The organism is Streptomyces sp. NPDC051582 (assembly GCF_040681715.1).
In the GTDB taxonomy this organism is placed as follows: domain Bacteria; phylum Actinomycetota; class Actinomycetes; order Streptomycetales; family Streptomycetaceae; genus Streptomyces.
In genome coordinates, this window is sequence record NZ_JBFAZJ010000001.1 from 271,528 (window position 1) to 294,979 (window position 23,452).

21 protein-coding genes are annotated in these 23,452 nt (G+C 71.8%); 13 read left to right on the forward strand and 8 right to left on the reverse strand.

Translation table 11 applies throughout. The features are described from left to right. Positions 1 to 244: 244 nt before the first annotated feature. Complete coding sequence (locus AB0M92_RS01245) at positions 245 to 367, reverse strand: hypothetical protein (protein ID WP_366100013.1); 123 nt, start codon at positions 365 to 367, stop codon at positions 245 to 247. A 108-nt stretch (positions 368 to 475) separates the two neighbouring features. Here AB0M92_RS01245 and AB0M92_RS01250 point away from each other — a divergent pair, with 108 nt between their 5' ends. Then, the gene (locus tag AB0M92_RS01250) at positions 476 to 1,057 is read left to right on the forward strand and encodes a Uma2 family endonuclease (RefSeq protein ID WP_366100014.1); all 582 of its coding nucleotides are present in this window, start codon (positions 476 to 478) and stop codon (positions 1,055 to 1,057) included. Positions 1,058 to 1,180: 123 nt separating this feature from the next. Here the strand turns inward: AB0M92_RS01250 and ychF are convergent, their stop codons facing one another. Beyond that, positions 1,181 to 2,269: a redox-regulated ATPase YchF gene (gene ychF, locus AB0M92_RS01255; RefSeq protein WP_366100015.1), complete on the reverse strand. Its 1,089-nt coding sequence runs from the start codon at positions 2,267 to 2,269 to the stop codon at positions 1,181 to 1,183. A 159-nt stretch (positions 2,270 to 2,428) separates the two neighbouring features. On the opposite strand from ychF, the gene AB0M92_RS01260 reads away from it, so the two are divergent. After that, positions 2,429 to 2,980, forward strand: a complete 552-nt coding sequence (locus AB0M92_RS01260; protein WP_366100016.1) for a DUF6542 domain-containing protein — start codon at positions 2,429 to 2,431, stop codon at positions 2,978 to 2,980. Between the two features lie 16 nt (positions 2,981 to 2,996). Here AB0M92_RS01260 and ppgK read toward each other — a convergent pair whose 3' ends face one another. Together ppgK and AB0M92_RS01270 are read right to left on the reverse strand one after the other, a co-directional pair. Beyond that, positions 2,997 to 3,746, reverse strand: coding sequence for a polyphosphate--glucose phosphotransferase (gene ppgK, locus AB0M92_RS01265; RefSeq protein ID WP_366100017.1), 750 nt, complete (start codon positions 3,744 to 3,746; stop codon positions 2,997 to 2,999). A gap of 26 nt (positions 3,747 to 3,772) precedes the next feature. After that, positions 3,773 to 4,777: a 4-hydroxy-3-methylbut-2-enyl diphosphate reductase gene (locus tag AB0M92_RS01270; RefSeq protein WP_366100018.1), complete on the reverse strand. Its 1,005-nt coding sequence runs from the start codon at positions 4,775 to 4,777 to the stop codon at positions 3,773 to 3,775. An 86-nt stretch (positions 4,778 to 4,863) separates the two neighbouring features. On the opposite strand from AB0M92_RS01270, the gene AB0M92_RS01275 reads away from it, so the two are divergent. The 4 genes from AB0M92_RS01275 to AB0M92_RS01290 all read left to right on the forward strand — a co-directional run bounded on the left by AB0M92_RS01275 (position 4,864) and on the right by AB0M92_RS01290 (position 8,616). After that, the gene (locus AB0M92_RS01275; protein ID WP_366100019.1) at positions 4,864 to 6,240 is read left to right on the forward strand and encodes an APC family permease; all 1,377 of its coding nucleotides are present in this window, start codon (positions 4,864 to 4,866) and stop codon (positions 6,238 to 6,240) included. Positions 6,241 to 6,372: 132 nt separating this feature from the next. Further along, positions 6,373 to 7,593 (forward strand): exodeoxyribonuclease VII large subunit, encoded by a 1,221-nt coding sequence (gene xseA, locus AB0M92_RS01280; RefSeq protein WP_366100020.1) that lies wholly within the window; start codon positions 6,373 to 6,375, stop codon positions 7,591 to 7,593. Between the two features lie 59 nt (positions 7,594 to 7,652). Further along, the gene (locus tag AB0M92_RS01285; protein WP_366100021.1) at positions 7,653 to 7,907 is read left to right on the forward strand and encodes an exodeoxyribonuclease VII small subunit; all 255 of its coding nucleotides are present in this window, start codon (positions 7,653 to 7,655) and stop codon (positions 7,905 to 7,907) included. Positions 7,908 to 8,025: 118 nt separating this feature from the next. Then, a complete protein-coding gene (locus AB0M92_RS01290) occupies positions 8,026 to 8,616 on the forward strand; it encodes a malonic semialdehyde reductase (protein ID WP_366100022.1) in 591 nt (196 codons plus the stop codon). 165 nt (positions 8,617 to 8,781) lie between these two features. Here AB0M92_RS01290 and AB0M92_RS01295 read toward each other — a convergent pair whose 3' ends face one another. After that, positions 8,782 to 9,324, reverse strand: coding sequence for a DUF4245 domain-containing protein (locus AB0M92_RS01295; protein WP_366100335.1), 543 nt, complete (start codon positions 9,322 to 9,324; stop codon positions 8,782 to 8,784). A gap of 224 nt (positions 9,325 to 9,548) precedes the next feature. On the opposite strand from AB0M92_RS01295, the gene glpX reads away from it, so the two are divergent. Further along, positions 9,549 to 10,580, forward strand: a complete 1,032-nt coding sequence (glpX, locus tag AB0M92_RS01300; protein ID WP_366100023.1) for a class II fructose-bisphosphatase — start codon at positions 9,549 to 9,551, stop codon at positions 10,578 to 10,580. Between the two features lie 91 nt (positions 10,581 to 10,671). Here the strand turns inward: glpX and AB0M92_RS01305 are convergent, their stop codons facing one another. Then, positions 10,672 to 11,046 carry a WhiB family transcriptional regulator gene (locus AB0M92_RS01305; protein ID WP_366100336.1) on the reverse strand — a complete coding sequence of 125 codons (375 nt, stop codon included), beginning with the start codon at positions 11,044 to 11,046 and terminating at the stop codon, positions 10,672 to 10,674. A 274-nt stretch (positions 11,047 to 11,320) separates the two neighbouring features. Beyond that, complete coding sequence (locus AB0M92_RS01310) at positions 11,321 to 12,016, reverse strand: DUF1707 domain-containing protein (RefSeq protein ID WP_366100024.1); 696 nt, start codon at positions 12,014 to 12,016, stop codon at positions 11,321 to 11,323. A gap of 149 nt (positions 12,017 to 12,165) precedes the next feature. Between AB0M92_RS01310 and AB0M92_RS01315 the strand changes: the two genes are divergently transcribed. Together AB0M92_RS01315 and AB0M92_RS01320 are read left to right on the forward strand one after the other, a co-directional pair. Beyond that, positions 12,166 to 13,833, forward strand: coding sequence for a fumarate hydratase (locus tag AB0M92_RS01315; RefSeq protein WP_366100025.1), 1,668 nt, complete (start codon positions 12,166 to 12,168; stop codon positions 13,831 to 13,833). Between the two features lie 553 nt (positions 13,834 to 14,386). Next, complete coding sequence (locus AB0M92_RS01320; protein ID WP_366100026.1) at positions 14,387 to 15,160, forward strand: glycerophosphodiester phosphodiesterase; 774 nt, start codon at positions 14,387 to 14,389, stop codon at positions 15,158 to 15,160. A gap of 125 nt (positions 15,161 to 15,285) precedes the next feature. Here the strand turns inward: AB0M92_RS01320 and AB0M92_RS01325 are convergent, their stop codons facing one another. Further along, a complete protein-coding gene (locus AB0M92_RS01325) occupies positions 15,286 to 16,830 on the reverse strand; it encodes a ricin-type beta-trefoil lectin domain protein (protein ID WP_366100027.1) in 1,545 nt (514 codons plus the stop codon). Between the two features lie 105 nt (positions 16,831 to 16,935). Here AB0M92_RS01325 and AB0M92_RS01330 point away from each other — a divergent pair, with 105 nt between their 5' ends. From AB0M92_RS01330 to AB0M92_RS01345, 4 genes are all read left to right on the forward strand, one after another. Then, the gene (locus AB0M92_RS01330) at positions 16,936 to 18,339 is read left to right on the forward strand and encodes a class II fumarate hydratase (RefSeq protein ID WP_366100028.1); all 1,404 of its coding nucleotides are present in this window, start codon (positions 16,936 to 16,938) and stop codon (positions 18,337 to 18,339) included. Between the two features lie 103 nt (positions 18,340 to 18,442). Beyond that, a complete protein-coding gene (locus AB0M92_RS01335) occupies positions 18,443 to 19,138 on the forward strand; it encodes a DUF402 domain-containing protein (RefSeq protein WP_366100029.1) in 696 nt (231 codons plus the stop codon). 254 nt (positions 19,139 to 19,392) lie between these two features. Beyond that, entirely contained in the window at positions 19,393 to 21,822 is a 2,430-nt protein-coding gene (locus AB0M92_RS01340; protein WP_366100030.1) for an ATP-binding SpoIIE family protein phosphatase, read from the forward strand. Positions 21,823 to 21,880: 58 nt separating this feature from the next. After that, positions 21,881 to 23,341, forward strand: coding sequence for a catalase (locus AB0M92_RS01345; RefSeq protein WP_366100031.1), 1,461 nt, complete (start codon positions 21,881 to 21,883; stop codon positions 23,339 to 23,341). Positions 23,342 to 23,452 lie beyond the last annotated feature (111 nt).

Here is a 23,452-nt window from a genome sequence, read left to right on the forward strand (position 1 = left end):
ACGGCCACCTGGTCACCATGCTCACCGCCGCACTCATGGAGCAGGTGCTCGCCGACACCAGAGTCGGCCGCGATCCCGCACCACTGGTGCATCGAGGACGAGGACGGCGCACCTGTCGTCCACGTCTACGAGCTCGACGAACCGACCGGCGCCTACGCGCCCGCCGGCATCCTCCAGCGCCCGGTGCCGTTCGAGATCAGCCTGGACCTCGACAAGCTCACACCGCCGCGGGGCAACTGAAAAGTCAGCACCAAGTCAGCACGGGAACGCAGAAGGGGTCGAGCGCCCAAAACGCGGCCGTCGTCGAGAAGACAAGAGCCGCCACGGAGATGACCACCGTGGCGATCTGGACCGATGAGTCGCTCATGGCCGGATGCTAGGTGGGTGGCTGGTTGTGGGGGTGCAAGTTGCCGAAAATCTTCCGGCCGGGATCGTTGGCTCTCCAGCCTGAGCTGCGGGCCGCTACCGTGAAGCCATGACCGCACTGCCCGACTGGATGCGCCCGCCGCGCGCGGAAGGCTGGTTCGCAGAGGACCTGGACCGTCTCCCGGAAGCGCCGCGCCACACCGAGCTGATCGACGGAGCCCTCGTATTCATGATGCCGCCCCAGCGCTGGTGGCACGGAGAGGTCGTCACCGACCTCACATTGGCTCTCAGGACTCAGGCCCCAGCGGGTTTCAGGGTCGGCCGGGAGATGACCATCCGCCTCGACGCCCGCAACCGTCCTGAGCCGGACCTCGTCGTGACCACCGCGCCGTACGACCCGGATTGCACCTGGTTCGCTCCCGAAGACGTCCAGCTGGTCATTGAGGTCGTCTCACCGGAATCCGCCCACCGTGACCGAACGGTCAAGCTTCGCAAGTACGCCGAGGCCGACATCCGGCACTACTGGTGCATCGAGGACGAGGACACCGTCCCCGCCGTGCACGTCTACGAGCTCGACGAGCCGACCGGCTCGTACGCGCCGACGGGCATCTTCCGCCACACGCTCCAGCGTTCCCTGCCGTTCGAGATCAGTCTCGATCTCGACGAGCTGGCGCCCGGCCAGCCGGGCTAACAGGGCGCTTCCAAGTCGGCACCAAGTCAGCACGGGAACACAGAAGGGGTCGGACTCGTCTGAGTCCGACCCCTTCTGACCTGCACACTTGACGAATCTAACTAACATGCAGTAACGAAGCGACTACACGTTGAAGCGGAACTCGACCACGTCGCCGTCCTGCATGACGTAGTCCTTGCCCTCCATGCGGGCCTTGCCCTTGGCGCGGGCTTCGGCGACCGAGCCGCATTCGACCAGGTCCGCGAAGGAGATGACCTCGGCCTTGATGAAGCCGCGCTGGAAGTCGGTGTGGATCACGCCGGCCGCCTCGGGGGCCGTGGCGCCCTGCTTGATCGTCCAGGCGCGGGTTTCCTTCGGGCCGGCCGTCAGGTAGGTCTGCAGGCCCAGGGTGGCGAAGCCGACGCGGCCGAGGGTGGCCATGCCGGGCTCTTCCTGGCCGACCGACTGGAGGAGTTCGAGCGACTCCTCGTCGTCGAGCTCGATGAGCTCCGCCTCCAGCTTGGCGTTGAGGAAGATGGCCTCGGCCGGGGCGACGAGCGCGCTCTGCTCGGCCTTGAAGGCGTCGTCCGTCAGCTCGTCCTCGTCCACGTTGAAGACGTAGAGGAAGGGCTTCGTGGTCAGCAGGTGGAGCTCGTGGAGCAGGTCGCCCCGCTCCGTGCCCTTGGTGATGCCCTTGGAGAAGAGCGTGTCGCCCGCTTCAAGGATCTTCTTGGCCTCGACGACGGCCGCGAGGACCGCGACCTTCTCCTTCTGCAGGCGCGACTCCTTCGTCAGGCGCGGTTCGGCCTTCTCGATGGACTGGAGGTCGGCGAGGATCAGCTCGGTGTTGATCGTCTCGATGTCGTCCTTCGGCGAGACCTTGCCGTCGACGTGCACGACGTTCTCGTCCTTGAAGGCACGGATGACCTGGCAGATCGCGTCCGACTCGCGGATGTTCGCGAGGAACTTGTTCCCCAGGCCCTCACCCTCCGAGGCGCCGCGCACGATGCCCGCGATGTCGACGAAGTCGACCGTCGCCGGAAGGACGCGCTGCGAGCCGAAGATGCCGGCGAGGACGGCCAGGCGCGAGTCCGGGACGCCGACGACGCCGACGTTCGGCTCGATGGTGGCGAACGGGTAGTTGGCCGCCAGCACGTCGTTCTTGGTCAGGGCGTTGAAAAGGGTCGACTTGCCGACATTCGGCAGGCCGACGATTCCGATCGTGAGCGACACGTTGGCGACTTCCCGTAGCTGGAGGGGGCGGCGGCCCGGGAGTGGGCCACCGGACAGTTTACTTTCCGATGAGTGGCAGTCGTTGTACGCGTGTCCCCACACCGATACCGCGCTCGGCCCGCCTAGCGTGGTGGGGTGGAGCACTACAGGACGCGTTCGATGGATCACCCGCAGCGACAGCAGCAGCCGCCGCGCGCCCCGGCCCCGGCTGCGGCTCAGCCCATCGGCGGCGTGCCGGCCCAGGGCGGCGGCGGTCGGCCGCCCCGGCCCGCGCCGGCCGGGCGGATGCGGGTACGGGTACGGGTACGGGTGCGGGTACGGATGCCCCGGCCCCGGCTGACCGGGCTCGGCGGCGGGCTGTTCGCCTGCGTCGCGATGACCCTGGCCGGCGGGATCGCCTGGCTGCTCTTCGGCGGCTCGCTGCTCGCGTACGGGCTGCTGTTCCTGCCCGTCGCGGCCGCCACCGCCCTCTGGGTGCGCCCCGCCGACCTGATCACCGCGCCGATCTCCGCGCCGATCGCCTTCGCCGTCGGAGTCTGGCCGATCTCCGGCGGCTCCGGCGGCTTCGGCGCGGAGGTCATGGGCATCGTGTCCGCCCTGTCGCTGCACGCCGGCTGGCTGTACGGGGGGACCCTCGTCTCCACGCTGATCGTCGTCGTACGGAAGGCCGTGCTCATCTCCCGCCGCAGACTCCCCCGCCGCGCCGCCTAGCGGGCCGCCGGTCCGCCTAGCGTGCCGCCTCGCCCCGCGCGGCCATCGCCGCGCCCACGATCCCCGCGTTGTTCTGGAGCTTCGCCGGCACGATCTCGGCCCGTACGTCCTCGATCAGCGGAAGGAACTTCTCCGGCTTGCGGCTGACGCCGCCGCCGATGATGAAGAGGTCCGGGGAGAAGAGCATCTCCACGTGCTCCAGGTACCGCTGCACCCGGTGCGCCCACCGCTCCCAGGTCAGGTCCCCGTCCTCCTTGGCCTTGACCGACGCCCGCTTCTCCGCGTCGTGGCCCTTGAGCTCCAGGTGCCCGAGTTCCGTGTTCGGCACGAGCCGGCCGTCCGTGAACAGGGCGCTGCCGATGCCCGTGCCCAGCGTCAGCATGATCACCGTCCCGCCGCGGCCCTTGCCCGCGCCGTACGTCATCTCCGCGACCCCGGCCGCGTCCGCGTCGTTGAGCACCGTGACCGGCTGCCCCCCGAGCCGCTGCGAGAGCAGGGTGGCCGTGTCGACGCCGATCCAGCCCTTGTCCATATTGGCCGCCGTACGGGTGACCCCGCCGGTGACCACCCCCGGGAACGTCACCCCCACCGGGCCGTCCCAGTCGAAGTGGCGCACCACCTCGACGACGCAGCCGGCCACCCCGTCGGGGGTGGCCGGCTGCGGTGTCAGTACCTTGTGGCGCTCCTGCGCCAGCTCGCCGCGGTCCAGGTCCGCGGGAGCGCCCTTGATCCCGGAACCGCCGATGTCCACACCGAAGATCTGCATGGACTCACCGTACGAAACGAAACGGGCTACTTCTCGGCGACCAGCTCGGCCGCTTCGGCGCGCAGGTCGCGGCGCAGTTCCTTCGGCAGCGAGAAGACGATCGACTCCTCGGCGGTCTTGACGATCTCGACGTCGGCGTAGCCGCGGGCGGCCAGCCACTCCAGGACCTCCTCGACCAGCACCTCCGGCACCGAGGCGCCCGAGGTCAGGCCGACCGTGGTGACGCCCTCCAGCCAGGCCTCGTCGATCTCGCTCGCGAAGTCCACGAGGTACGCGGCCCGCGCGCCCGCGTCCTTGGCGACCTCGACGAGGCGGATGGAGTTCGAGGAGTTCTTGGAGCCGACGACGATGACGAGGTCGGAATCGGCGCCCATCACCTTCACCGCCGCCTGGCGGTTGGAGGTGGCGTAGCAGATGTCGTCGCTCGGCGGCGAGACCAGCAGCGGGAACTTGGTCTTCAGCGCGTCGACCGTCTCCATCGTCTCGTCGACCGAGAGGGTGGTCTGCGACAGCCAGACGACCTTGGACTCGTCGCGGACGGTGACCTTCTCCACGTCGTGCGGGCCGTCCACGATCGTGATGTGGTCCGGGGCCTCGCCCGAGGTGCCGATGACCTCCTCGTGGCCCTCGTGGCCGATGAGGAGGATGTCGAAGTCCTCGTTGGCGTACCGGATGGCTTCCTTGTGCACCTTGGTGACCAGCGGGCAGGTCGCGTCGATCGTCGCCAGCTTGCCGCGCGCCGCCTCCTCGTGCACCACCGGTGCCACGCCGTGCGCGGAGAACATCACGATGGAGCCCTCGGGGACCTCCTCCGTCCGCTCGACGAAGATGGCTCCCTTCCTCTCCAGGGTCTGCACGACGTACTTGTTGTGCACGATCTCGTGGCGGACGTAGACCGGCGCGCCGTACTGCTCAAGGGCTTTCTCGACGGCGATCACGGCTCGGTCCACGCCCGCGCAGTAGCCGCGCGGGGCGGCGAGCAGGACGCGTCGGGAAGCGGGGACGGGGGCGGCAGCAGTCATGTGGTCCATCGTACGGGGGTCTCCAGGAGGCCGGGCGTCGCCCGTTCGGCACAGACTGGGTCGAACGTACGAGCCGACCGCCCCTCGGAGGAAAGATGGCGTCCGTGACGGATCCCGGTACGGCGCCGAAGGCGGCCCTCCGGCGGAGCCTCGGGTTCCGGGACCTGGTCGTGTACGGGCTCCTCTTCATCGCCCCCATGGCCCCGGTCGGGATCTTCGGCGCCCTCGACGCCACCTCGCACGGCGCCGTCGCGCTCGTCTACCTCTGTGCGACGGTCGCGATGGCCTTCACGGCCTTCTCGTACGCGCAAATGGTCCAGGTGGCGCCGCAGGCCGGCTCGGTCTTCACGTACGCCCGCAAGGGACTCGGTGAGGGCGCCGGGCTGATCGCCGGCTGGATGGCGATGCTCGACTACCTGCTGATCCCGGCGGTGGCGTACCTCTTCTCCGGGATCGCGATGAACGCGCTGGTCCCGGAGGTCTCGCGGTGGGTGTGGACGGCGCTGGCCGTGCTGGTGACCACCGCGCTGAACCTGCGGGGCGTACGGGCGGCCGCGCGCGTGGGTTTCGCCGTGCTGGCGATGGAGATCGCGGTGCTGCTGGTGTTCGTGGTGGCCGCGGTGACGGTGCTGGTGCGGGACGGGGCGCAGCGCGGCTGGCTGTCGCCGCTGACCGGGGACGGCTCGCTGGGCTTCTCGCTGACGGCGGTGCTGGGCGCGGTGTCGGTGGCGGTGCTCTCCTACCTCGGCTTCGACGCGATCGCCTCGTTCGCGGAGGAGGTGACGGGGGGCTCGGCGCGGGTGGCGCGGGCGGTGCTGTTCTGCCTGGCGCTGGCCGGGGTGCTGTTCGTCGTGCAGAGCTACCTCGCGGCGCTGCTGATGCCGGTGTCCTCGGCGCAGCTGGCGGCCGATCCGGCGCAGCAGGGCCCGGCGTTCTACACGGCGGTGGAGTCCTCGGTCGGTACCTGGCTGCACGATCTGGTGGCGGTCAGCAAGGCGATCGGGGCGGCCTTCGCGGCGCTGGCGGGGCAGGCGGCGGCGGGCCGGCTGGTGTTCGCGATGGCCAGGGAGCGGCGGCTGCCGGGGGCGCTCGCGCGCACCTCGGACGGTACGCCGCGGCCGGCGCTGCTGGTGGCGGCGACGATCACGCTGGTCGCGGCGGTGTGGGCGGCGCGCCGCGACGACGGGCTGGACCAGCTGGTCTCGGTGGTCGACGTCGGCGCGCTGGTGGCGTTCACGCTGCTGCACGCCTCGGTGGTGGGCTGGTTCGTGGTCAAGCGCGGGGCGGGGGCCCCGGTCTGGTGGAAGCACCTGCTGCTGCCGGTGCTCGGGGCGGCCGTGACGGTCGCGGTGATCGTGGAGGCGGCCTGGACGGCCCAGGTGGTGGGCGCGGTCTGGCTGGCGGCGGGGCTGGCGGTGCTCGCGGTCCAGGGGACGCGCCGGGACGGGGCCGGGGGCGCGTCCGAAGGCTGAGGCGGAGCCCGGCGGCGCGTCCGGAGGCCGCGGCGGAGCCCGGCGGCGCGGGGCCGGCCGGATGCCGACACCGCCGCCGGCCCCTGAGGCGCTGTCAGTGTGGCTGTCGGCGCGGGCGGATAGCCTGCGTACATGGGTCTGAATACGTCGGCTGACGCGCCGCTGCCGGTCGGTCAGGTGTCCCGGCTCATCGGGGGCTGGATCGACCGGCTGGGTCAGGTGTGGGTGGAGGGGCAGATCACGCAGCTCTCGCGGCGGCCGGGGGCGGGGGTGGTCTTCCTGACGCTGCGCGACCCCTCGCACGACATCTCCCTCAGCGTCACCTGCTACCGCCAGGTCTTCGACGAGGTCGCGGACGCGGTGACGGAGGGCGCGCGGGTCGTCGTCCTGGCCAAGCCGGAGTGGTACGCCCCGCGCGGGCAGCTCTCGCTGCGGGCGACGGAGATACGGCCCGTCGGCATCGGCGAGCTGCTCGCCCGGCTGGAGAAGCTCAAGCGCTCCCTGGCCTCGGAGGGGCTGTTCGCGCTGGACCGCAAGAAGCCGCTGCCGTTCCTGCCGCAGCTGATCGGGCTGGTGGTCGGGCGGGCCTCGGCGGCCGAGCGCGACGTGCTGGAGAACGCCCGGCGGCGCTGGCCGGCGGTCCGCTTCGAGGTGCGGAACGTGGCGGTCCAGGGGGTGAACGCGGTGCCCCAGGTGATCCGGGCGGTCAAGGAGCTCGACGCCCTGGACGAGGTCGACGTGATCATCGTGGCGCGCGGCGGCGGCAGCGTCGAGGACCTGCTGCCGTTCTCCGACGAGGAGGTCGTGCGGACGGTCGCGGCGGCCCGAACGCCCGTGGTGTCGGCCATCGGGCACGAGCCGGACTCCCCGCTGCTGGACCTCGTCGCGGACCTGCGGGCCTCCACCCCCACGGACGCCGCGAAGAAGGTGGTCCCGGACGTGGGCGAGGAGCTGGAGCGGGTACGCCAGCTCCAGGGCCGGGGGCTGCGGGCGGTGCGCGGGCTGCTCGACCGGGAGGAGCGGGGGCTCGCGCACGCGCTGGGCCGGCCGGTCTTCGTCCATCCCCAGCGGATGGTGGAGACGCGCGAGGCGGAGGTGGAAGCCCTGCTGGGGCGCAGCCGGCGGACGCTGGGACACCTGTTGGACCGCGCGGATTCGGAGCTGGCGCACACCCTGGCCCGGGTGGTGGCGCTGTCCCCGGCGGCGACGCTGGAGCGGGGGTACGCCGTGCTCCAGCGGGCGGACGGGCACGTGGTGCGCTCGCCGGAGGAGGTCTCGGGGGACGAGGTGCTGCGGGCACGGGTGGCGGAGGGCGAGTTCTCCGTACGGGTGGACGGGCAGCGGGGAGCCTAGGCGCCCCCGGGGAAGCCGGGCCCATATTCGATGTACGACACACACAAGGCGGGACGGGAATGACGGAAACCGATACCTCGTTGGGGTACGAGCAGGCCAGGGACGAGCTCATCGAGGTCGTCCGCAAGCTGGAGGCCGGCGGCACCTCCCTGGAGGACTCGCTCGCGCTCTGGGAGCGCGGCGAGGAGCTCGCACAGGTCTGCCGGCGCTGGCTGGAAGGCGCCCGCGCCCGGCTCGACTCGGCGCTGGCCGCCCGGGAGACGGGGGCCGAGGGGGCCGGAGCGGGCGGCGAGAGCGACGGGCGGGACGCCTGAGCGGCCCGTCGAACGTGATGTGAGTCATCCTCAAGCGGATTTAGTTGAAAGTTCTACAACTTTCGGCTTAGAGTCGGGGCATCGCTTCACCTCCGCATGTATGGAAGAAGGCTTTCCGATGTCTCTCGTTCTCGACTCCGCCGCCCAGGACCTGCTGTTCCGCGAGGCCCGCACCGCCAACTCGTTCTCCGACGAGCCGGTGACCGAGGAGCAGGTCCAGGCGATCTACGACCTGGTGAAGTTCGGCCCCACCGCTTTCAACGGCACCCCGCTGCGCATCACCCTGGTCCGTTCCCCGGAGGCCCGCGAGCGCCTGGTGAAGCACATGGCCGAGGGCAACCAGGCCAAGACCGCCGCCGCGCCGCTCGTCGCGATCCTCTCCGCGGACAACGAGTTCCACGAGGAGCTGCCGCGCCTGCTGCCGCACTTCCCGCCGGCCAAGGACATGTTCTTCTCCGAGCGCCCGGTGCGTGAGCAGTCCGCGCTGGTGAACGGCGCCCTTCAGGCCGCGTACTTCATCGTGGGCGTCCGCGCCGCCGGCCTGGCCGCGGGCCCGATGACCGGCGCCGACCTCGCCGGCATCCAGAAGGAGTTCCTGGACGCCGACCACACCCCGATCATGGTCGTCAACATCGGCAAGCCGGGCGACGACGCCTGGTTCGACCGCTCGCCGCGCCTGAGCTTCGACGAGGTCATCACCACCATCTGAGCCTGAGCCCGCGCCCGGATCCGAGCCCGCGTTCCGGATCCGAGTCCGCGCCCGGACCCGAGCCCGCGTTCCGGACCCGAGACCGCGCCCGGACCCGTACGCAGAAGGCCGCCCCCCGGGATTCCGGGGGGCGGCCTTCCGGCATGCGGCCGACTCATCTCACCGCTACGCGCCCTGCTTGGGCGCCTGCTGGGTCTCCTGCTTGAACTCCAGTGCCGCCACCATCGCGCCCAGGTCCTCGAAGGAGGCCGTGCCGGTCACCACCGTGGCGTAGCCCTGCTCCTGCCGGACGAGGGCGTCGTACTTCTCGCCCTCCCAGCGCTCCCAGACCAGGTCGCCGATCTGCTGCGTCTGCCCGGTGGGCTTCGCCTTCTGGGTGACGGAGGTCAGGTGCTTGACCGAGGCGTCGCTGGACTGCTCGATCGCGACGTACTGGCCCTTCGGGTCCAGGAAGCCCAGGTGCCAGGCGTTCGCCGCCTTGCGGTCGTACGTCACCGAGGTCGCGCGCCACTGCGCGGGGAGCCCCACGGGCACCGCCACCGGATACGGCGCCGCGCGCCGGGCGGTGATCGTCTCCACCCGGTAGTCGACCACGTGTGTCGGATCGGACTTCTCGTCATGCGGGACGAAGATGTAGATCCCCGCGACGACGACACCGATCACCGCCAGCGACCGGACCATGTCCCAGACCGTCTGCTTGCCCTTCATACCTGCCACGCCACCATCGTCCCCCATGACCGGGAGTGATCTCCGCCGGGGTCGGCGCGGCGCCCGCCCGGGTCCGCGAGCCGGTCCGCAAGATGTCCGCTCACGCCAAACGCCTGACCGATATTCCGCTCATACGTGACCCGGTCTGCTCAATTTGTCGACGTACCGATAGAGTTCCAGCACCCTCACTTCCCGGCCGTCGCCGTACAGAAAGGTGCGCTCCGATGACCGAGCACAACCTGCCGCCCCAGCTCGAAGTCTCTCCGGAGGCCCCCGACCGCAACCTCGCCCTGGAACTCGTCCGGGTGACCGAGGCCGCCGCCATGGCCGCGGGCCGGTGGGTCGGGCGCGGCGACAAGCTCGGCGCCGACGGCGCCGCGGTCAACGCGATGCGGACCCTGATCTCCACCGTCTCGATGAACGGCGTCGTCGTCATCGGCGAGGGCGAGAAGGACGAAGCCCCGATGCTGTTCAACGGCGAGCGGGTCGGCGACGGCACCGGCGCCGAGGTCGACATCGCGGTCGACCCGATCGACGGCACCACCCTGAACGCCAAGGGCATGCCGAACGCCATCGCCGTGCTGGCCGCCGCCGACCGCGGCGCCATGTTCGACCCGTCCGCGGTCTTCTACATGGAGAAGCTGGTCACCGGCCCCGAGGCCGCCGACTTCGTCGACATCAACGCGCCGGTCTCCGTCAACATCCGGCGCGTCGCCAAGGCCAAGAACATGGCCGTGGAAGACGTCACCGTGATCATCCTGGACCGCCCGCGCCACGAGGGCATCGTCAAGGAGATCCGCGAGACGGGCGCCCGGATCAAGTTCATCTCGGACGGCGACGTCGCGGGTTCGGTCATGGCCGTCCGCGAGGGCACCGGCGTGGACCTGCTCCTCGGCATCGGCGGCACCCCCGAGGGCATCATTTCGGCCTGCGCCATCAAGTGCCTCGGCGGCACGATCCAGGGCAAGCTGTGGCCGAAGGACGAGGCGGAGCGCCAGAAGGCCATCGACGCGGGCCACGACCTGGACCGGGTCCTGCACACCAACGACCTGGTCTCGGGCGACAACGTCTTCTTCGTCGCCACCGGCATCACGGACGGCGAGCTGCTGCGCGGCGTCCACTACCGCTCGGAGACCGCGACCACGTCCTCGCTGGTCATGCGCTCGAAGTCGGGCACGATCCGGCAGATCGACTCGACCCACCGGCTGTCGAAGCTGCGCGCGTACAGCGCGATCGACTTCGACCGCGCCCAGTAGGAGCCTGCGGACAGGGCAGCAGGACAGGACGGCGAGAGGGGCACCCACCGCGTGCGGCGGTGGGTGCCCCTCTCGCTCGTACGTGCGGGGCTCAGCCCGCGGCGGCTATCGGCCCGGCCCCCGGCGCTTGGCGCAGCTCCGCCGAGCGGCGCCTGCGGCGGGCCAGCACCACGCGGCGCTCGGCGGCGGTGAGCCCGCCCCACACCCCGTACGGCTCGGGCTGGAGCAGGGCGTGTTCACGGCAGGCGACCATCACGGGGCAGCGCGCGCAGACCCTCTTGGCGGCCTCCTCGCGGGAGAGCCGGGCCGCCGTGGGTTCCTTGGACGGGGCGAAGAACAGCCCCGCCTCGTCCCGGCGGCACACCGCCTCCGCGTGCCATGGGCCGTCGTCTTCCCTCGCCGGCACCCGTGGCTTCGGTACTGCGGCCGGACGCGCCTGGAGGCTCTGTACGGCGGCTACCTGCAGGGACTGATGCGGCGGATGCGGCACGGCCTACTCCTGACGACGTATACGCAAGCGAGAGACGATGCACCTGTCCCTACCCGCTGTGCGCGCCCCTATGCACTGCGTGGGCCGGGGGCGCCGCCCCGCCGAACTTCGACCGAAACGCGTCGTCGCGAACGTCTGCGCACGCCCGCGCACGCCCGCTTGCGGCCGGGGCGCGGCAGGACGCCCGCCAGGCGCCGCTGCACCCCTGTACCCCTGTGCCCCTGTACCGCTTGCACCCCTGCGGGGTCCGCTACCCCTGGAGCCGCTTGCGCAGCTTGAGCGCCAGGTCCACGAGGCGGGCGCCCAGCTTGGGCCGGGCCTCGATGTTGCCCAGCAGGGCGAAGCCGCGGATGATCACCACCGGCGCGCTCGGGTCGGTGCTCTCGGCGCGGCCCTCGCCGTGCACCTCGAAGTTGCCGAGGATCCCGCTGCCGTAGCCGCGGAGCGTCACGTTCTCCGGGACCGTGACCTCGACGTTCCCGAGCACGCTCGTCACGTCGATCTCGGTGACCTGCTGCTCGAAGACGGCCTCGGTGAGGTCGATGGTGACGTCGCCGAGGACGCAGACCACGCGGGTGTGCGCGCCGGGCCGCCAGCGGCCCTTGCGGGTGGAGCTGCTGCACACGGCGACCACGGTCTCCGAGACCGCGGCCTGGCCGGTGGTGTGGGCCGGGGCGGGGGCCGGGTGCAGTCCGTACGCGGGCGCGGCGGCAGGGCCGCCGGGCGCCGGGAGGTCCCGTACGAGCACCTCCAGCTCCCCCACGGTCTTCACGGCGTACAGCGAATCCAGCCGCTCGGAGTGCTCGTCGGCGGTCAGCCGGCCCTCGGCGAGGGCATCGGCCAGGATGTGCGCGATCCGGTCGCGATCGGCGTCGGAGGCCCGCAGTCCGGCAGGGACGGCGGCAGGCACGGCAGGCTTCTTTTCCAGGTCCACGTCAGCCAGCATAGCGATACGCGATAGATCGCGATAGTCGCCCGGCAGTTGACAGTGAGCCTTACCTCACAGACACGGCCGGGGACGGAGGTCCTACGCTGGATAGCCGCGCTGCCAAATGGTCGCCAGCGCCGTCTGCCGAGTGAGGAATGACTGCCGTCATGCCAGAGTTTGCGTACACCGACCTGCTGCCCCTGGGCGAGGACACCACCCCCTACCGGCTGGTGACCTCGGAGGGCGTGTCGACGTTCGAGGCCGACGGCCGTACGTTCCTCAAGGTCGAGCCCGAGGCGCTGCGCAAGCTCGCCGAAGAGGCCATCCACGACATCCAGCACTTCCTGCGCCCCGCACACCTCGCGCAGCTGCGCCGGATCATCGACGACCCCGAGGCCTCGGCGAACGACAAGTTCGTCGCGCTCGACCTCCTCAAGAACGCGAACATCGCGGCGGCCGGCGTCCTGCCGATGTGCCAGGACACGGGCACGGCGATCGTGATGGGCAAGCGCGGCCAGAACGTGCTGACGGAGGGTGCCGACGAGGCGGCCCTGTCCCGCGGCATCTACGACGCGTACACCCGCCTGAACCTGCGCTACTCGCAGATGGCCCCCCTCACCATGTGGGAGGAGAAGAACACCGGCTCGAACCTGCCCGCGCAGATCGAGCTGTACGCGACGGACGGCGGCGCGTACAAGTTCCTCTTCATGGCCAAGGGCGGCGGCTCGGCCAACAAGTCCTTCCTCTACCAGGAGACGAAGGCGGTCCTCAACGAGGCCTCCATGATGAAGTTCCTGGAGGAGAAGATCCGTTCGCTGGGCACCGCGGCCTGCCCGCCGTACCACCTGGCGATCGTGGTCGGCGGCACGTCGGCGGAGCACGCGCTCAAGACCGCGAAGTACGCCTCGGCCCACTACCTCGACGAGCTGCCGCGCGAGGGCTCCCCCCTGGGCCACGGCTTCCGCGACGAGGCGCTCGAACAGCAGGTCTTCGAACTGACGCAGAAGATCGGCATCGGCGCGCAGTTCGGCGGCAAGTACTTCTGCCACGACGTGCGCGTCGTCCGCCTCCCGCGCCACGGCGCGTCGCTGCCGGTGGCCATCGCCGTCTCCTGCTCGGCGGACCGCCAGGCCACCGCGAAGATCACCGCGGAGGGCGTCTTCCTGGAGCAGCTGGAGCGCGACCCGGCCCGCTTCCTCCCGGAGACGACGGACGAGCACCTCGACGAGTCGGCGGACGTGGTGAAGATCGACCTGAACCAGCCGATGGAGGACATCCTCGCCACCCTCAGCCGGCACCCGGTGAAGACCCGCCTGTCCCTGACCGGCCCGCTGGTCGTGGCGCGCGACATCGCGCACGCCAAGATCAAGGAGCTGCTGGACTCGGGCGCCGAGATGCCGCAGTACCTGAAGGACCACCCGGTCTACTACGCCGGCCCGGCGAAGACTCCCGAGGGCTACGCCTCGGGCTCCTTCGGCCCGACGACGGCCGGCCGCATGGACTCGTACGTCGAGCAGTTCCAGGCGGCGGGCGGCTCGAAGGTCATGCTGGCCAAGGGCAACCGCTCGCAGCAGGTGACGGACGCGTGCGGCGCGCACGGCGGCTTCTACCTCGGCTCCATCGGCGGCCCGGCGGCGCGCCTGGCCCAGGACTGCATCAAGAAGGTCGAGGTCCTGGAGTACGAGGAGCTCGGCATGGAGGCGGTCTGGAAGATCGAGGTCGAGGACTTCCCGGCCTTCATCGTCGTGGACGACAAGGGCAACGACTTCTTCCAGAACCCGGCCCCGGAGCCCACGTTCACCCACATCCCGGTCCGCGGCCCGGGCCTGGCGTAGCCCCGCCCCGGTCCCGGCCGGGACCGGTGGTACGCGCCCCCAGAGTGCCCCTGGCCCCCGGCCGGGGGCTCTCTGCCCGGGTTTCCGGGACGGGGATGCCGGAAGAACGCGACGGCTCCCCCGACCGACCCGTCCCGGCTCGGCGCTGCGTGTGGCCGCGCAGCAGCTCCGCCTCGGCCGGGGTTGCCGCCAGGCCGCGTGCGCGCGCCTCGCGCAGTTGCGGGAGCGTGAGGGCGTACATCTCGCGGACCGCCTTCAAGGGGAAGGCCGTCCGGCCCGCCGACGGCGAGGACGACCGTGCCCTCCGCGGCGATGATCCGCTCACGGATCCACGGCGGGGGCACGCCCCAGCCGCCGCCGCAGGACTCGAACGCGCTTGCCTCGGCGGTGCAGTACTCGTTCTGCTCCCAGCGCAGGCGGCCGTCGACGACGGACTGCCAGACCTCCTGCCGGCAGGACTCGCACGGTTCGCAATGCAGTGTCACGAAGGATTCGGCCATCCGTGCAGCATGCGGTACGGGTGCGGTCACCGCATGCGGATAACGTCGGGGCCATGAATCGGCAGTACGCGCAGCCCGCCACCGCCCGCGACATTCGCGTCATCGCGCACCGGGGGGCCTCCCACGAGCATCCCGAGCACACCCTCGCCGCCTACCGGCAGGCCATCGACGACGGCGCCGACGCGCTGGAGTGCGACGTAAGGCTGAGTGCCGACGGGCGGCTCGTGTGCGTGCACGACCGGCGGGTCGAGCGGACCTCCGACGGGCGCGGGGTCGTCTCCGCCATGACGTACGAGCAGCTGGCCGGGCTCGACTTCGGCGGCTGGAAGGGCGAGGCGCACCGCGGGGCGCAGGTCCTGCTCTTCGAGGACCTGCTCAAGGAGGCGCTGGCCGCCGACCGGCCCGTCGGGCTGGCCGTCGAGACCAAGCACCCCACCCGCGCCGGGGGCCGTCTGGAGGTGGAGCTCGTACGGGTGCTCAGGGAGCACGGGCTCGCCGACGGCTCCGACGGCCGCGTCGAGGTGATGAGCTTCTCCCGCAACGCCCTGGTCCGGCTGAACCGGCTGGCTCCCGGACTGCCCGCCGTGTACCTCATCGAGCGGCGGCTGCGGCCCGCCCGGCCGCCGTTCGCCGGGCACGCCGGTCCCGGTATCGACCTGCTGCGCAAGGACCCGGGGCTGGTGGGGCGGCTGAAGGCCAAGGGGCTGCGCGTGCGCGTCTGGACGGTCGACGAGCCGGAGGACGTCGAGCTGTGCGTGCGGCTGGGTGTGGATACCTTGATCACCAATCGGCCGCGCGAGGTGCGGGAGCATCTGCGCCGGCTGTGAGCCGGGCGCCGGGGGTATCCGCCACCGGGCACCCGCTGCCGGGTGCCGGGTGAGGACACCCGGCCGGCGTGGCCGACCGGGTGTGGGGGGTGCGAGTGGTGCGGGGGTGGTGCGGGCCGGGCGGGTTACGCGAAGCGCTGGGTCGCCGCGCCGTTGCAGGTCTGCAGGCGCAGCTGGTCGTGCGCGGCGGCCACGGTCAGGCACATGCCCGGGGCGGCCGCGGGCCGCAGGGTGGCGCCGTCGCGGACCCAACTCTGGTTCGCGCCGCCGTGGCAGTTCCAGAGGATCAGGCCCGTACCGGCGCCGTAGTCGGCGCCCGGGGCGTCCAGGCACCGGTCGTGGGTGAGCTCGACGTGGACGGACTTCCGCGCGGAGTCGTACCACCAGCCCTGGTTGCGGCCGCCGTGGCAGTCCCAGCCGATGACCTTGGTCCCATTGGCGCTGGAGCCGCCGTTGGAGTCGAGGCAGTTGCCGGTCGCCTCGTTCTTCAGCGGTGCGTAGAGGGAGTCCCAGGCTCCGGCCTGGAGCACCGGCGTGCCCGTGCTCGCCGGGTCGGCGCAGGAGGCCTCGCTCAGGCCCGAGTCGTAGAGCTGGGTCAGGCAGGACGCGAACGCGCCGTGGCCCCGGTAGTTGGGGTGGAAGGACTGGCGGGCGGTGTTCTCGTCCCACGGGAAGTGGTCCCCGAGGTCCAGGTAGAGGCCGCGGGCCCAGGTGTCCTCCATGCACACCTCGTGGCCCTGGAAGAGCCGCGAGTTGTCCAGGTACGTGGCTCCCGAGGCGAGCGCCGCCGCGCGCATGCCCTTCTCGAAGGCGGGCACGGCGTGGTTGCGGCCCCAGGCGGCGTCGGAGTCGTAGCCGGCGCAGCCTCCGGGCAGCTTGCCGGGGAAGTTCGGGTTGTCGTAGAAGTCCGGGCCGATGGGGCTGGGGTAGCCCATCACGACGAGCTTGTAGTCGGAGTCGGCGTAGCCCGCGTCGCGCATGACCGTCTTGAGGTCGGCGACCGTCGCCTCGACCTTGGGCTTCAGGCCGTCCACGCGCGCCTGCCAGCCCGGCCCGTACTTGGGCTCGCAGGTGCCCTGGCTGAGCACCCAGCGGGTCACGCAGTCGGTCATGACCGGGCCGAACTGGAGGTCGTCGTTGGCGCCGGCGACGAGCAGCACCATCTTGATCTTCGTGTTGCGCGCCTTGACGGCCAGGCTGTCGCTCTGCACCAGCTCGTCGGCGTACTGCTTGCTGCCGCCGATCCGGATGTTGCCGGTGTAGCCGCCGGAGCAGGCGACGTTGAAGGTCAGGTCGGCCGGGATGCCGGTGCGGTGGATCGCGGAGTCCGGCGAGCGGTGGCACTGGTTGGTCGGGGTGTTGGTGGCCGGGTCGTAATTGCCCACGCCCTCGCCCGAAATCTCGCTGTCCCCGAGCGAGATCAGGCCGGTCTTGCGCTCGTTCAGCGGGCGGACCGCCGGGTCGCCGTAGATCTTGACGGCCTCCGCCGCGCGGATGGCCTCCAGCTCGGGCGAGAGCGGGGTGGCGGCCGCACCGGACGCGGCGGAAGCGGCGGAAGCAGCTGCCTGGGCCATGGGGGTGATGGCGGTGACGCCCCCGAGGGCGGCCGCGATCGCCGCGGCGGCCGCGACGGTAGATCTGAGCCCGGGTCTCGTACGTACACGTGTCATGAACGTCTCCCCTGTCGGTGTTACCCACGGTATTTACTGGCCGGTAGGGGACTTGGGAACACTTCGAACAAGACAATTGCTCAACTTTTTGAGGAGGCAATGAACATGACCGACGATCAGAATCAGGTCGCCCACCGGATCGAGCACGACTCGATGGGCGAGGTACGGGTCCCCGCGCACGCCAAATGGCGGGCCCAGACCCAGCGCGCGGTGGAGAACTTCCCCATCTCCGGCCAGCGACTGGAGCGCGCCCACATCGAGGCGCTCGCCCTCGTCAAGGCCGCGGCCGCCGCGGTCAACGCCAAGCTGGGCGTGGTGGACGAGGACATCGCCGACGCGATCCGCTCCGCCGCCTCCGAGGTGGCCGAGGGCCGCTGGGACGAGCACTTCCCGGTCGACGTGTTCCAGACCGGGTCCGGGACCTCGTCCAACATGAACGCCAACGAGGTCATCGCCACCCTGGCCGGCGAGCGGCTCGGCCGCGAGGTCCACCCCAACGACCACGTCAACGCCTCGCAGAGCTCCAACGACGTGTTCCCCTCGTCCATCCACATCGCCGCGACCGCCGCCGTCACCCGTGAGCTGATCCCGGCCCTGGAGCACCTCGCCGCCGCCCTGGAGCGCAAGGCCGCGGAGTTCGCGGAGGTGGTCAAGGCGGGCCGGACCCACCTGATGGACGCCACCCCGGTGACCCTGGGCCAGGAGTTCGGCGGGTACGCCGCCCAGGTGCGCTACGGCGTCGAGCGGCTGCGCGCGGCCCTGCCCCGGCTGGCCGAACTGCCGCTGGGCGGCACCGCCGTGGGCACCGGGATCAACACCCCGCCCGGATTCTCCGCCGCCGTGATCGCCGAAGTGGCCGCCGCGACCGGGCTGCCGCTGACCGAGGCCCGCAACCACTTCGAGGCCCAGGGCGCGCGGGACGCGCTGGTGGAGACCTCGGGGATGCTCCGCACGATCGCCGTGTCCCTGACCAAGATCTCCAACGATCTGCGCTGGATGGCCTCGGGACCGCGCACGGGATTGGCCGAAATCAATCTCCCCGATCTCCAGCCGGGGTCCTCGATCATGCCCGGGAAGGTCAATCCGGTGGTCCCGGAGGCCGTACTGATGGTCGCCGCACAGGTGACCGGGAACGACACGACCGTCGCCGTCGCGGGCGCGGCCGGCAATTTCGAACTCAATGTGATGCTCCCGGTGATGGCCAAAAACCTGCTGGAATCGATCCGGCTGCTCGGCAACGCGAGCCGCCTGCTGGCCGACCGCACGGTCGACGGGATCACCGCGAACGCGGCCCGGGCCAGGGAGTTCGCCGAGTCCTCCCCCTCCGTGGTGACCCCGCTCAACCGGTACATCGGCTACGAGGAGGCGGCCAAGGTCGCCAAGAAATCCCTCGCCGAACGGAAGACGATCAGGGAGGTCGTACTGGAGGGCGGGTACGTGGACCGGGGCGACCTGACGCTGGAACAGCTGGACGAGGCCCTCGACGTCCTGCGCATGACCCGGCCCTGAAAACGTTTCCGGTCAGGGGCCGGATCCGGTCGTTTCCCGTCCCCGCGCACCTCCGTGACCTGCACCGCAGCGGGCGCGGGGGCCCCCGCCCTAAGATCTGCGCATGACAGGTACCGGAGGCCGCGGGGGCGGCGACGCGCAGGGCACCCGCTGGCGGCCGGGCGAGCAGGTCCTGTGGCGCTACCGCGACCACGCCCCGGGCCTGAAGGGCGCGGTCCACATCTGCCGCCCGGTGACGGTGGTGCAGGACACCGCCGAACTGCTGGCGGTGTGGATGGCCCCCGGCACCGAGTGCGTCAAGCCGGTACTGGTCGACGGCACCCCCGTCCACGAGGAGCCGCTCGCCACCCGGTACACGGCGCCGCGCACCACCGTGCGGTCGCGCTGGTTCGGCGCCGGCGTGCTGAAGCTGGCCCGGCCGGCGGACCCGTGGTCGGTGTGGCTTTTCTGGGACCACGGCTGGCGGTTCAAGAGCTGGTACGTCAACCTCGAAGAGCCGCGGACCAAATGGTCCGGCGGAGTGGACTCCGTGGACCACTTCCTGGACATCTCCGTCTACCCGGACCGTACCTGGAAGTGGCGCGACGAGGACGAGTTCGCGCAGGCCCAGCGGTCGGGTCTGATGGACGTGGAACAGGCCCGTCAGGTGCGGGTCGCGGGGCGGGAGGCGGTGGACGTGATCAAGGCGTGGGGGCCGCCGTTCTCGGACGGCTGGCAGGACTGGCGGCCGGATCCCGCCTGGGGAGTTCCGGCCCTGCCCGAGGACTGGGACCGCACTCCGGCGCATATGACCTCATGAGACCCTTGATGCGCCCCCGGGGTCCAACCGTAAGATCTCCCTCCGCAAGGGTCGCGCGCGGGAGGCGCACGGGGCCCCGAATCCGTAAATGTCGTGCCGTACGCGGGACTTGACCGGAGGTCAAAGCAGAGCGAGAGGTAACGAGCGGGACGCGGAACCGCGGGGCGATGGTGTCCCCGCCGCTGAGCGGGTATACCGCGACTGACCGAGTTGAGTGCAGCGCACATCGAGCGCAAACGGACGGAATTCCACGCGTGACGGAGTACCCCACCTCGCAGGAGGGCCCGCAGCCTGCCGCGGCCGCCGCGACACCGGCGCCGGGCGGTCCCGGCATGCCTGCTCCTTCCGGCGGTTGTGCGGACGAGCTGGGCCACGGCAAGGCCCCCGTCCCCGCGGCCGAGGCCGTACGCGGCTCGGCCGCGCCCGGCGACGACCCGGTCCGCTCGGACGTCCCGCGCCCGCGCGGCGAGGGCGTACCCGCTACCCCGCAGGACGGCACGCCCCGCCCGGCGCGCGGCCGCGCACGCGGTACGGCCGCCCAGGGCGCGGCCGGCCGCCGCGGCCGCGACGGGGAGGCCGCGCGGGCCGCCGCGCGCGCGGCGGCCGCCCACGGCGAGGACCCGGCCGACGTGAGCGCCGGACGGGCCCACGAGGCCCGCGGCGGGCCCGAGGGCCTCCCGGCGTCGATACCGGGCGCCTCCCGCCCCCGCGACACCCGGGCCGGAGCCGGGGCCGGGGCCACGGGCCGCGCCGGCGCGGCCGCCGGGCCGGCGTACGGCGGCCAGGACTCGGTGCACGCCGGCCAGGACGGTGCGGATGCCGCGGCGGCGTACGAGATCCAGGACGCCGGCGGCATCGATGCCGCGGCCGCCCCGTCCGGGCCCGGTCCCGACGGCGGCGTGGCCCGGCGCGAAGGCGACCGGCTGCGGTTCGTCGGCGCCGCGACCCGGCGGATCGCCCGCGGCATCGACCTCGACGAGATCGTGCTCGGCCTGTGCCGGGCCACCGTGCCCACCTTCTCGGACGCCATCCTCGTCTACCTGCGGGACCCCCTCCCGGTCGGAGACGAGCGCCCCGTCGGACCGGTCGTTTTAAGGCTGCGCCGCACCGACCGGCTCCGCCCGATCGACGATCTGACGGGAGCCGAGGGCGCCGCGGTCACGGGAGCCGCAGGGGTCCCGGGAGCCGCCGGGCCCGCCGGCGAGCTCGATTTCAGCCAGCTGCCGCTGGTCGGCCCGCAGGGTGACCTGCCCGCGGCGGAGCTCTGCGAGATCCGCCCCGGCGGGGCCCTCGCCGAGGTCCTGCGCGGCGTACGGCCCGTCTTCGGGTCCGCCGCCGGGGCCAAGGACGCGCTGCCGGAGCTGCTCGGCTCGGAGCACCCGATCCCGCGCGGCCAGCGGGCCATCCTCGCGCCGCTGCGCGGCCGCCGCCGCGTCATCGGCTCGGCGGTGTTCCTGCGCAGCCCCGAGCGGCCCGCGTTCGAGCAGAACGACCTCCTGGTCGCCGCGCAGCTGGCCACGCACACCGCGCTCGGCATCGACAAGGCGGTCCTGTACGGCCGCGAGGCGTACATCGCCGACGAGCTCCAGCGCACGATGCTGCCCGACAGCCTCCCCCAGCCCACCGGGGTCCGGCTCGCCTCCCGCTACCTGCCCGCCGCCGAGACGGCGCGGGTCGGCGGCGACTGGTACGACGCGATACCGCTGCCCGGCAGCCGCGTCGCGCTCGTCGTCGGCGACGTCATGGGCCACTCCATGACCTCCGCCGCGATCATGGGCCAGCTCCGCACCACCGCGCAGACCCTGGCGCAGCTGGACCTGCCGCCCGCCGAGGTCCTGCACCACCTGGACGAGCAGGCGCAGCGCCTCGGCTCCGACCGGATGGCCACCTGCCTGTACGCGGTCTACGACCCGGTCTCGCACCGGATCACCATCGCCAACGCCGGCCACCCGCCGCCCGTGCTCCTGCACCTGGGCGGCCGGGCCGAGGTGCTCCGCGTACCTCCCGGCGCCCCCATCGGCGTCGGCGGCGTGGACTTCGAGGCCGTGGAGCTGGACGCGCCCGCCGGGGCCACCCTGCTGCTGTACACGGACGGCCTGGTGGAGTCCCGGCTGCGCGACGTGTGGACCGGCATCGAGCAGCTGCGCGAGCGCCTGGCCACCACCGCCCAGCTGACCGGCCTGGACCATCCGCCGCCGCTGGAGGCCCTCTGCGACGACGTCCTCGACATGCTCGGCCCGGGCGACCGGGACGACGACATCGCGCTCCTCGCGGCCCGCTTCGACGGGATCGCGCCCAGCGACGTGGCGTACTGGTTCCTGGACCCGGAGGAGACCGCTCCGGGGCGGGCCCGCCGGTTCGCCCGCCGCGCGCTGACCCGGTGGGGCCTGGAGGAGCTCCAGGACTCCCTGGAGCTGCTGGTCAGCGAGGTGGTCACGAACGCCGTGCGGTACGCCGAGCGGCCCGTGACCCTGCGCCTGCTGCGGACGGACGTACTGCGCTGCGAGGTCGGCGACGACTCCCCGCAGCTGCCGCGCCAGCGCCGGGCGCGGGAGACCGACGAGGGCGGCCGCGGGCTGTTCCTGGTCAACCGGATGGCCCGCCGCTGGGGCGCGACCCGGCTGAGCAGCGGAAAGGTGGTCTGGTTCGAGCTCCCGTTGCCGGGGGCGCATGACCGGCGTTGACTGGGTAGGCGCGCGAGGACAGCCAGGGGGGATTCGTCGAGCCCGTGGGAGGACCCTCGTGACCCAGGAAGCACGGAAGAACCCGTACACGACGGACCACGCCGGGATCCCGGTGGAGAGCGACGAGCACTCGCTCACCCTCGGGCCCGACGGCCCGGTCCTGCTCCAGGACCACTACCTGATCGAGAAGATGGCCCAGTTCAACCGGGAACGGGTCCCCGAGCGGGTGGTGCACGCCAAGGGATCGGGGGCGTACGGCGTCTTCCGGGTCACCAACGACGTCAGCCAGTTCACCAAGGCGGACCTGTTCCAGCCGGGCCGGCGGACCGAGATGCTGGCCCGCTTCTCCACGGTCGCGGGCGAGCAGGGTTCCCCCGACACCTGGCGGGATCCGCGCGGGTTCGCCCTGAAGTTCTACACGGAGCAGGGCAATTACGATCTGGTCGGCAACAACACGCCGGTCTTCTTCGTGCGCGACGCGAGCAAGTTCCAGGACTTCATCCGCTCGCAGAAGCGCCGGCCCGACAACGGGCTGCGCGACCACGACATGCAGTGGGACTTCTGGACCCTGTCCCCCGAGTCCGCGCACATGGTGACGTGGCTGATGGGCGACCGGGGCATCCCGCGCTCGTACCGGCACATGAACGGCTACGGCTCGCACACGTACCTGTGGGTCAACGGCGGCGGCGAGAAGTTCTGGGTCAAGTACCACATGAAGACCGACCAGGGCATCGAGTTCCTCAGCCAGGCCGACGCCGACCGGATCGCGGGCGAGGACCCGGACCTGCACCGCCGCGACCTGTACGAGTCCATCGCGGGCGGCGAGCCGCCGAGCTGGACGGTGTACGTCCAGGTCATGCCCTTCGAGGACGCCGCGGACTACCGGTTCAACCCGTTCGACCTGACCAAGGTCTGGCCGCACGGCGACCATCCCCTGATCGAGGTCGGCCGGATGACCCTGGACCGCAACCCCGAGGACTACTTCATCCACATCGAGCAGGCCGCGTTCGAGCCCTCCAGCCTGGTGCCGGGCATCGGCCCGTCGCCGGACAAGATGCTGCTGGGCCGGCTGTTCTCGTACCCGGACACGCACCGCTACCGGATCGGGGCGAACTACGCCCAGCTCCCGCCGAACCGGCCCCGCTCGCAGGTCTCCTCGTACGCGAAGGACGGCGCGATGCGCTTCGAGGCCTCGGCCGCGGCGCGCCCGTACGCGCCGAACTCCTACGGCGGCCCTTCGGCCGACACCGGGCGCTTCGGCGAGCCGGCCGGCTGGGCGGCGGCGGGCGAGATGGTGCGCGAGGCGTACTCGCTGCGCCGCGAGGACGACGACTGGGGGCAGGCGGGCACGATGGTCCGGCAGGTGCTGGACGACGCGGCCCGCGAGCGCCTCGTCTCGAACATCGCCGGGCACCTGGCGGACGGGGTGAGCGCCCCGGTGCTGGAGCGCGCCGTGCAGTACTGGCGCAACGTGGACAAGGCGCTCGGCGACCGGGTCGCCGCGGCGGTCCGGGGCTGACGCCGGCCGAGAGGGCGGCGCACGGCCGGCGCGAGGCCGGCCCGAGGGCCGGCGCCCGAGAACACCGCCGCCCCGCAGCGTGGATGCTGCGGGGCGGCGGTGTGTCACGGT

Bases quoted from the DNA above. Each gene is read 5' to 3' on its own strand.
- AB0M92_RS01245 (WP_366100013.1), bottom strand. From the start codon at position 367: ATGAGCGACTCATCGGTCCAGATCGCCACGGTGGTCATCTCCGTGGCG.
- AB0M92_RS01250 (WP_366100014.1), top strand. From the start codon at position 476: ATGACCGCACTGCCCGACTGGATGCGCCCGCCGCGCGCGGAAGGCTGG.
- AB0M92_RS01260 (WP_366100016.1), top strand. From the start codon at position 2,429: ATGGATCACCCGCAGCGACAGCAGCAGCCGCCGCGCGCCCCGGCCCCG.
- ppgK (WP_366100017.1), bottom strand. From the start codon at position 3,746: ATGCAGATCTTCGGTGTGGACATCGGCGGTTCCGGGATCAAGGGCGCT.
- AB0M92_RS01270 (WP_366100018.1), bottom strand. From the start codon at position 4,777: ATGGACCACATGACTGCTGCCGCCCCCGTCCCCGCTTCCCGACGCGTC.
- AB0M92_RS01275 (WP_366100019.1), top strand. From the start codon at position 4,864: ATGGCGTCCGTGACGGATCCCGGTACGGCGCCGAAGGCGGCCCTCCGG.
- xseA (WP_366100020.1), top strand. From the start codon at position 6,373: ATGGGTCTGAATACGTCGGCTGACGCGCCGCTGCCGGTCGGTCAGGTG.
- AB0M92_RS01285 (WP_366100021.1), top strand. From the start codon at position 7,653: ATGACGGAAACCGATACCTCGTTGGGGTACGAGCAGGCCAGGGACGAG.
- AB0M92_RS01290 (WP_366100022.1), top strand. From the start codon at position 8,026: ATGTCTCTCGTTCTCGACTCCGCCGCCCAGGACCTGCTGTTCCGCGAG.
- AB0M92_RS01295 (WP_366100335.1), bottom strand. From the start codon at position 9,324: ATGAAGGGCAAGCAGACGGTCTGGGACATGGTCCGGTCGCTGGCGGTG.
- glpX (WP_366100023.1), top strand. From the start codon at position 9,549: ATGACCGAGCACAACCTGCCGCCCCAGCTCGAAGTCTCTCCGGAGGCC.
- AB0M92_RS01310 (WP_366100024.1), bottom strand. From the start codon at position 12,016: ATGCTGGCTGACGTGGACCTGGAAAAGAAGCCTGCCGTGCCTGCCGCC.
- AB0M92_RS01315 (WP_366100025.1), top strand. From the start codon at position 12,166: ATGCCAGAGTTTGCGTACACCGACCTGCTGCCCCTGGGCGAGGACACC.
- AB0M92_RS01320 (WP_366100026.1), top strand. From the start codon at position 14,387: ATGAATCGGCAGTACGCGCAGCCCGCCACCGCCCGCGACATTCGCGTC.
- AB0M92_RS01325 (WP_366100027.1), bottom strand. From the start codon at position 16,830: ATGACACGTGTACGTACGAGACCCGGGCTCAGATCTACCGTCGCGGCC.
- AB0M92_RS01330 (WP_366100028.1), top strand. From the start codon at position 16,936: ATGACCGACGATCAGAATCAGGTCGCCCACCGGATCGAGCACGACTCG.
- AB0M92_RS01335 (WP_366100029.1), top strand. From the start codon at position 18,443: ATGACAGGTACCGGAGGCCGCGGGGGCGGCGACGCGCAGGGCACCCGC.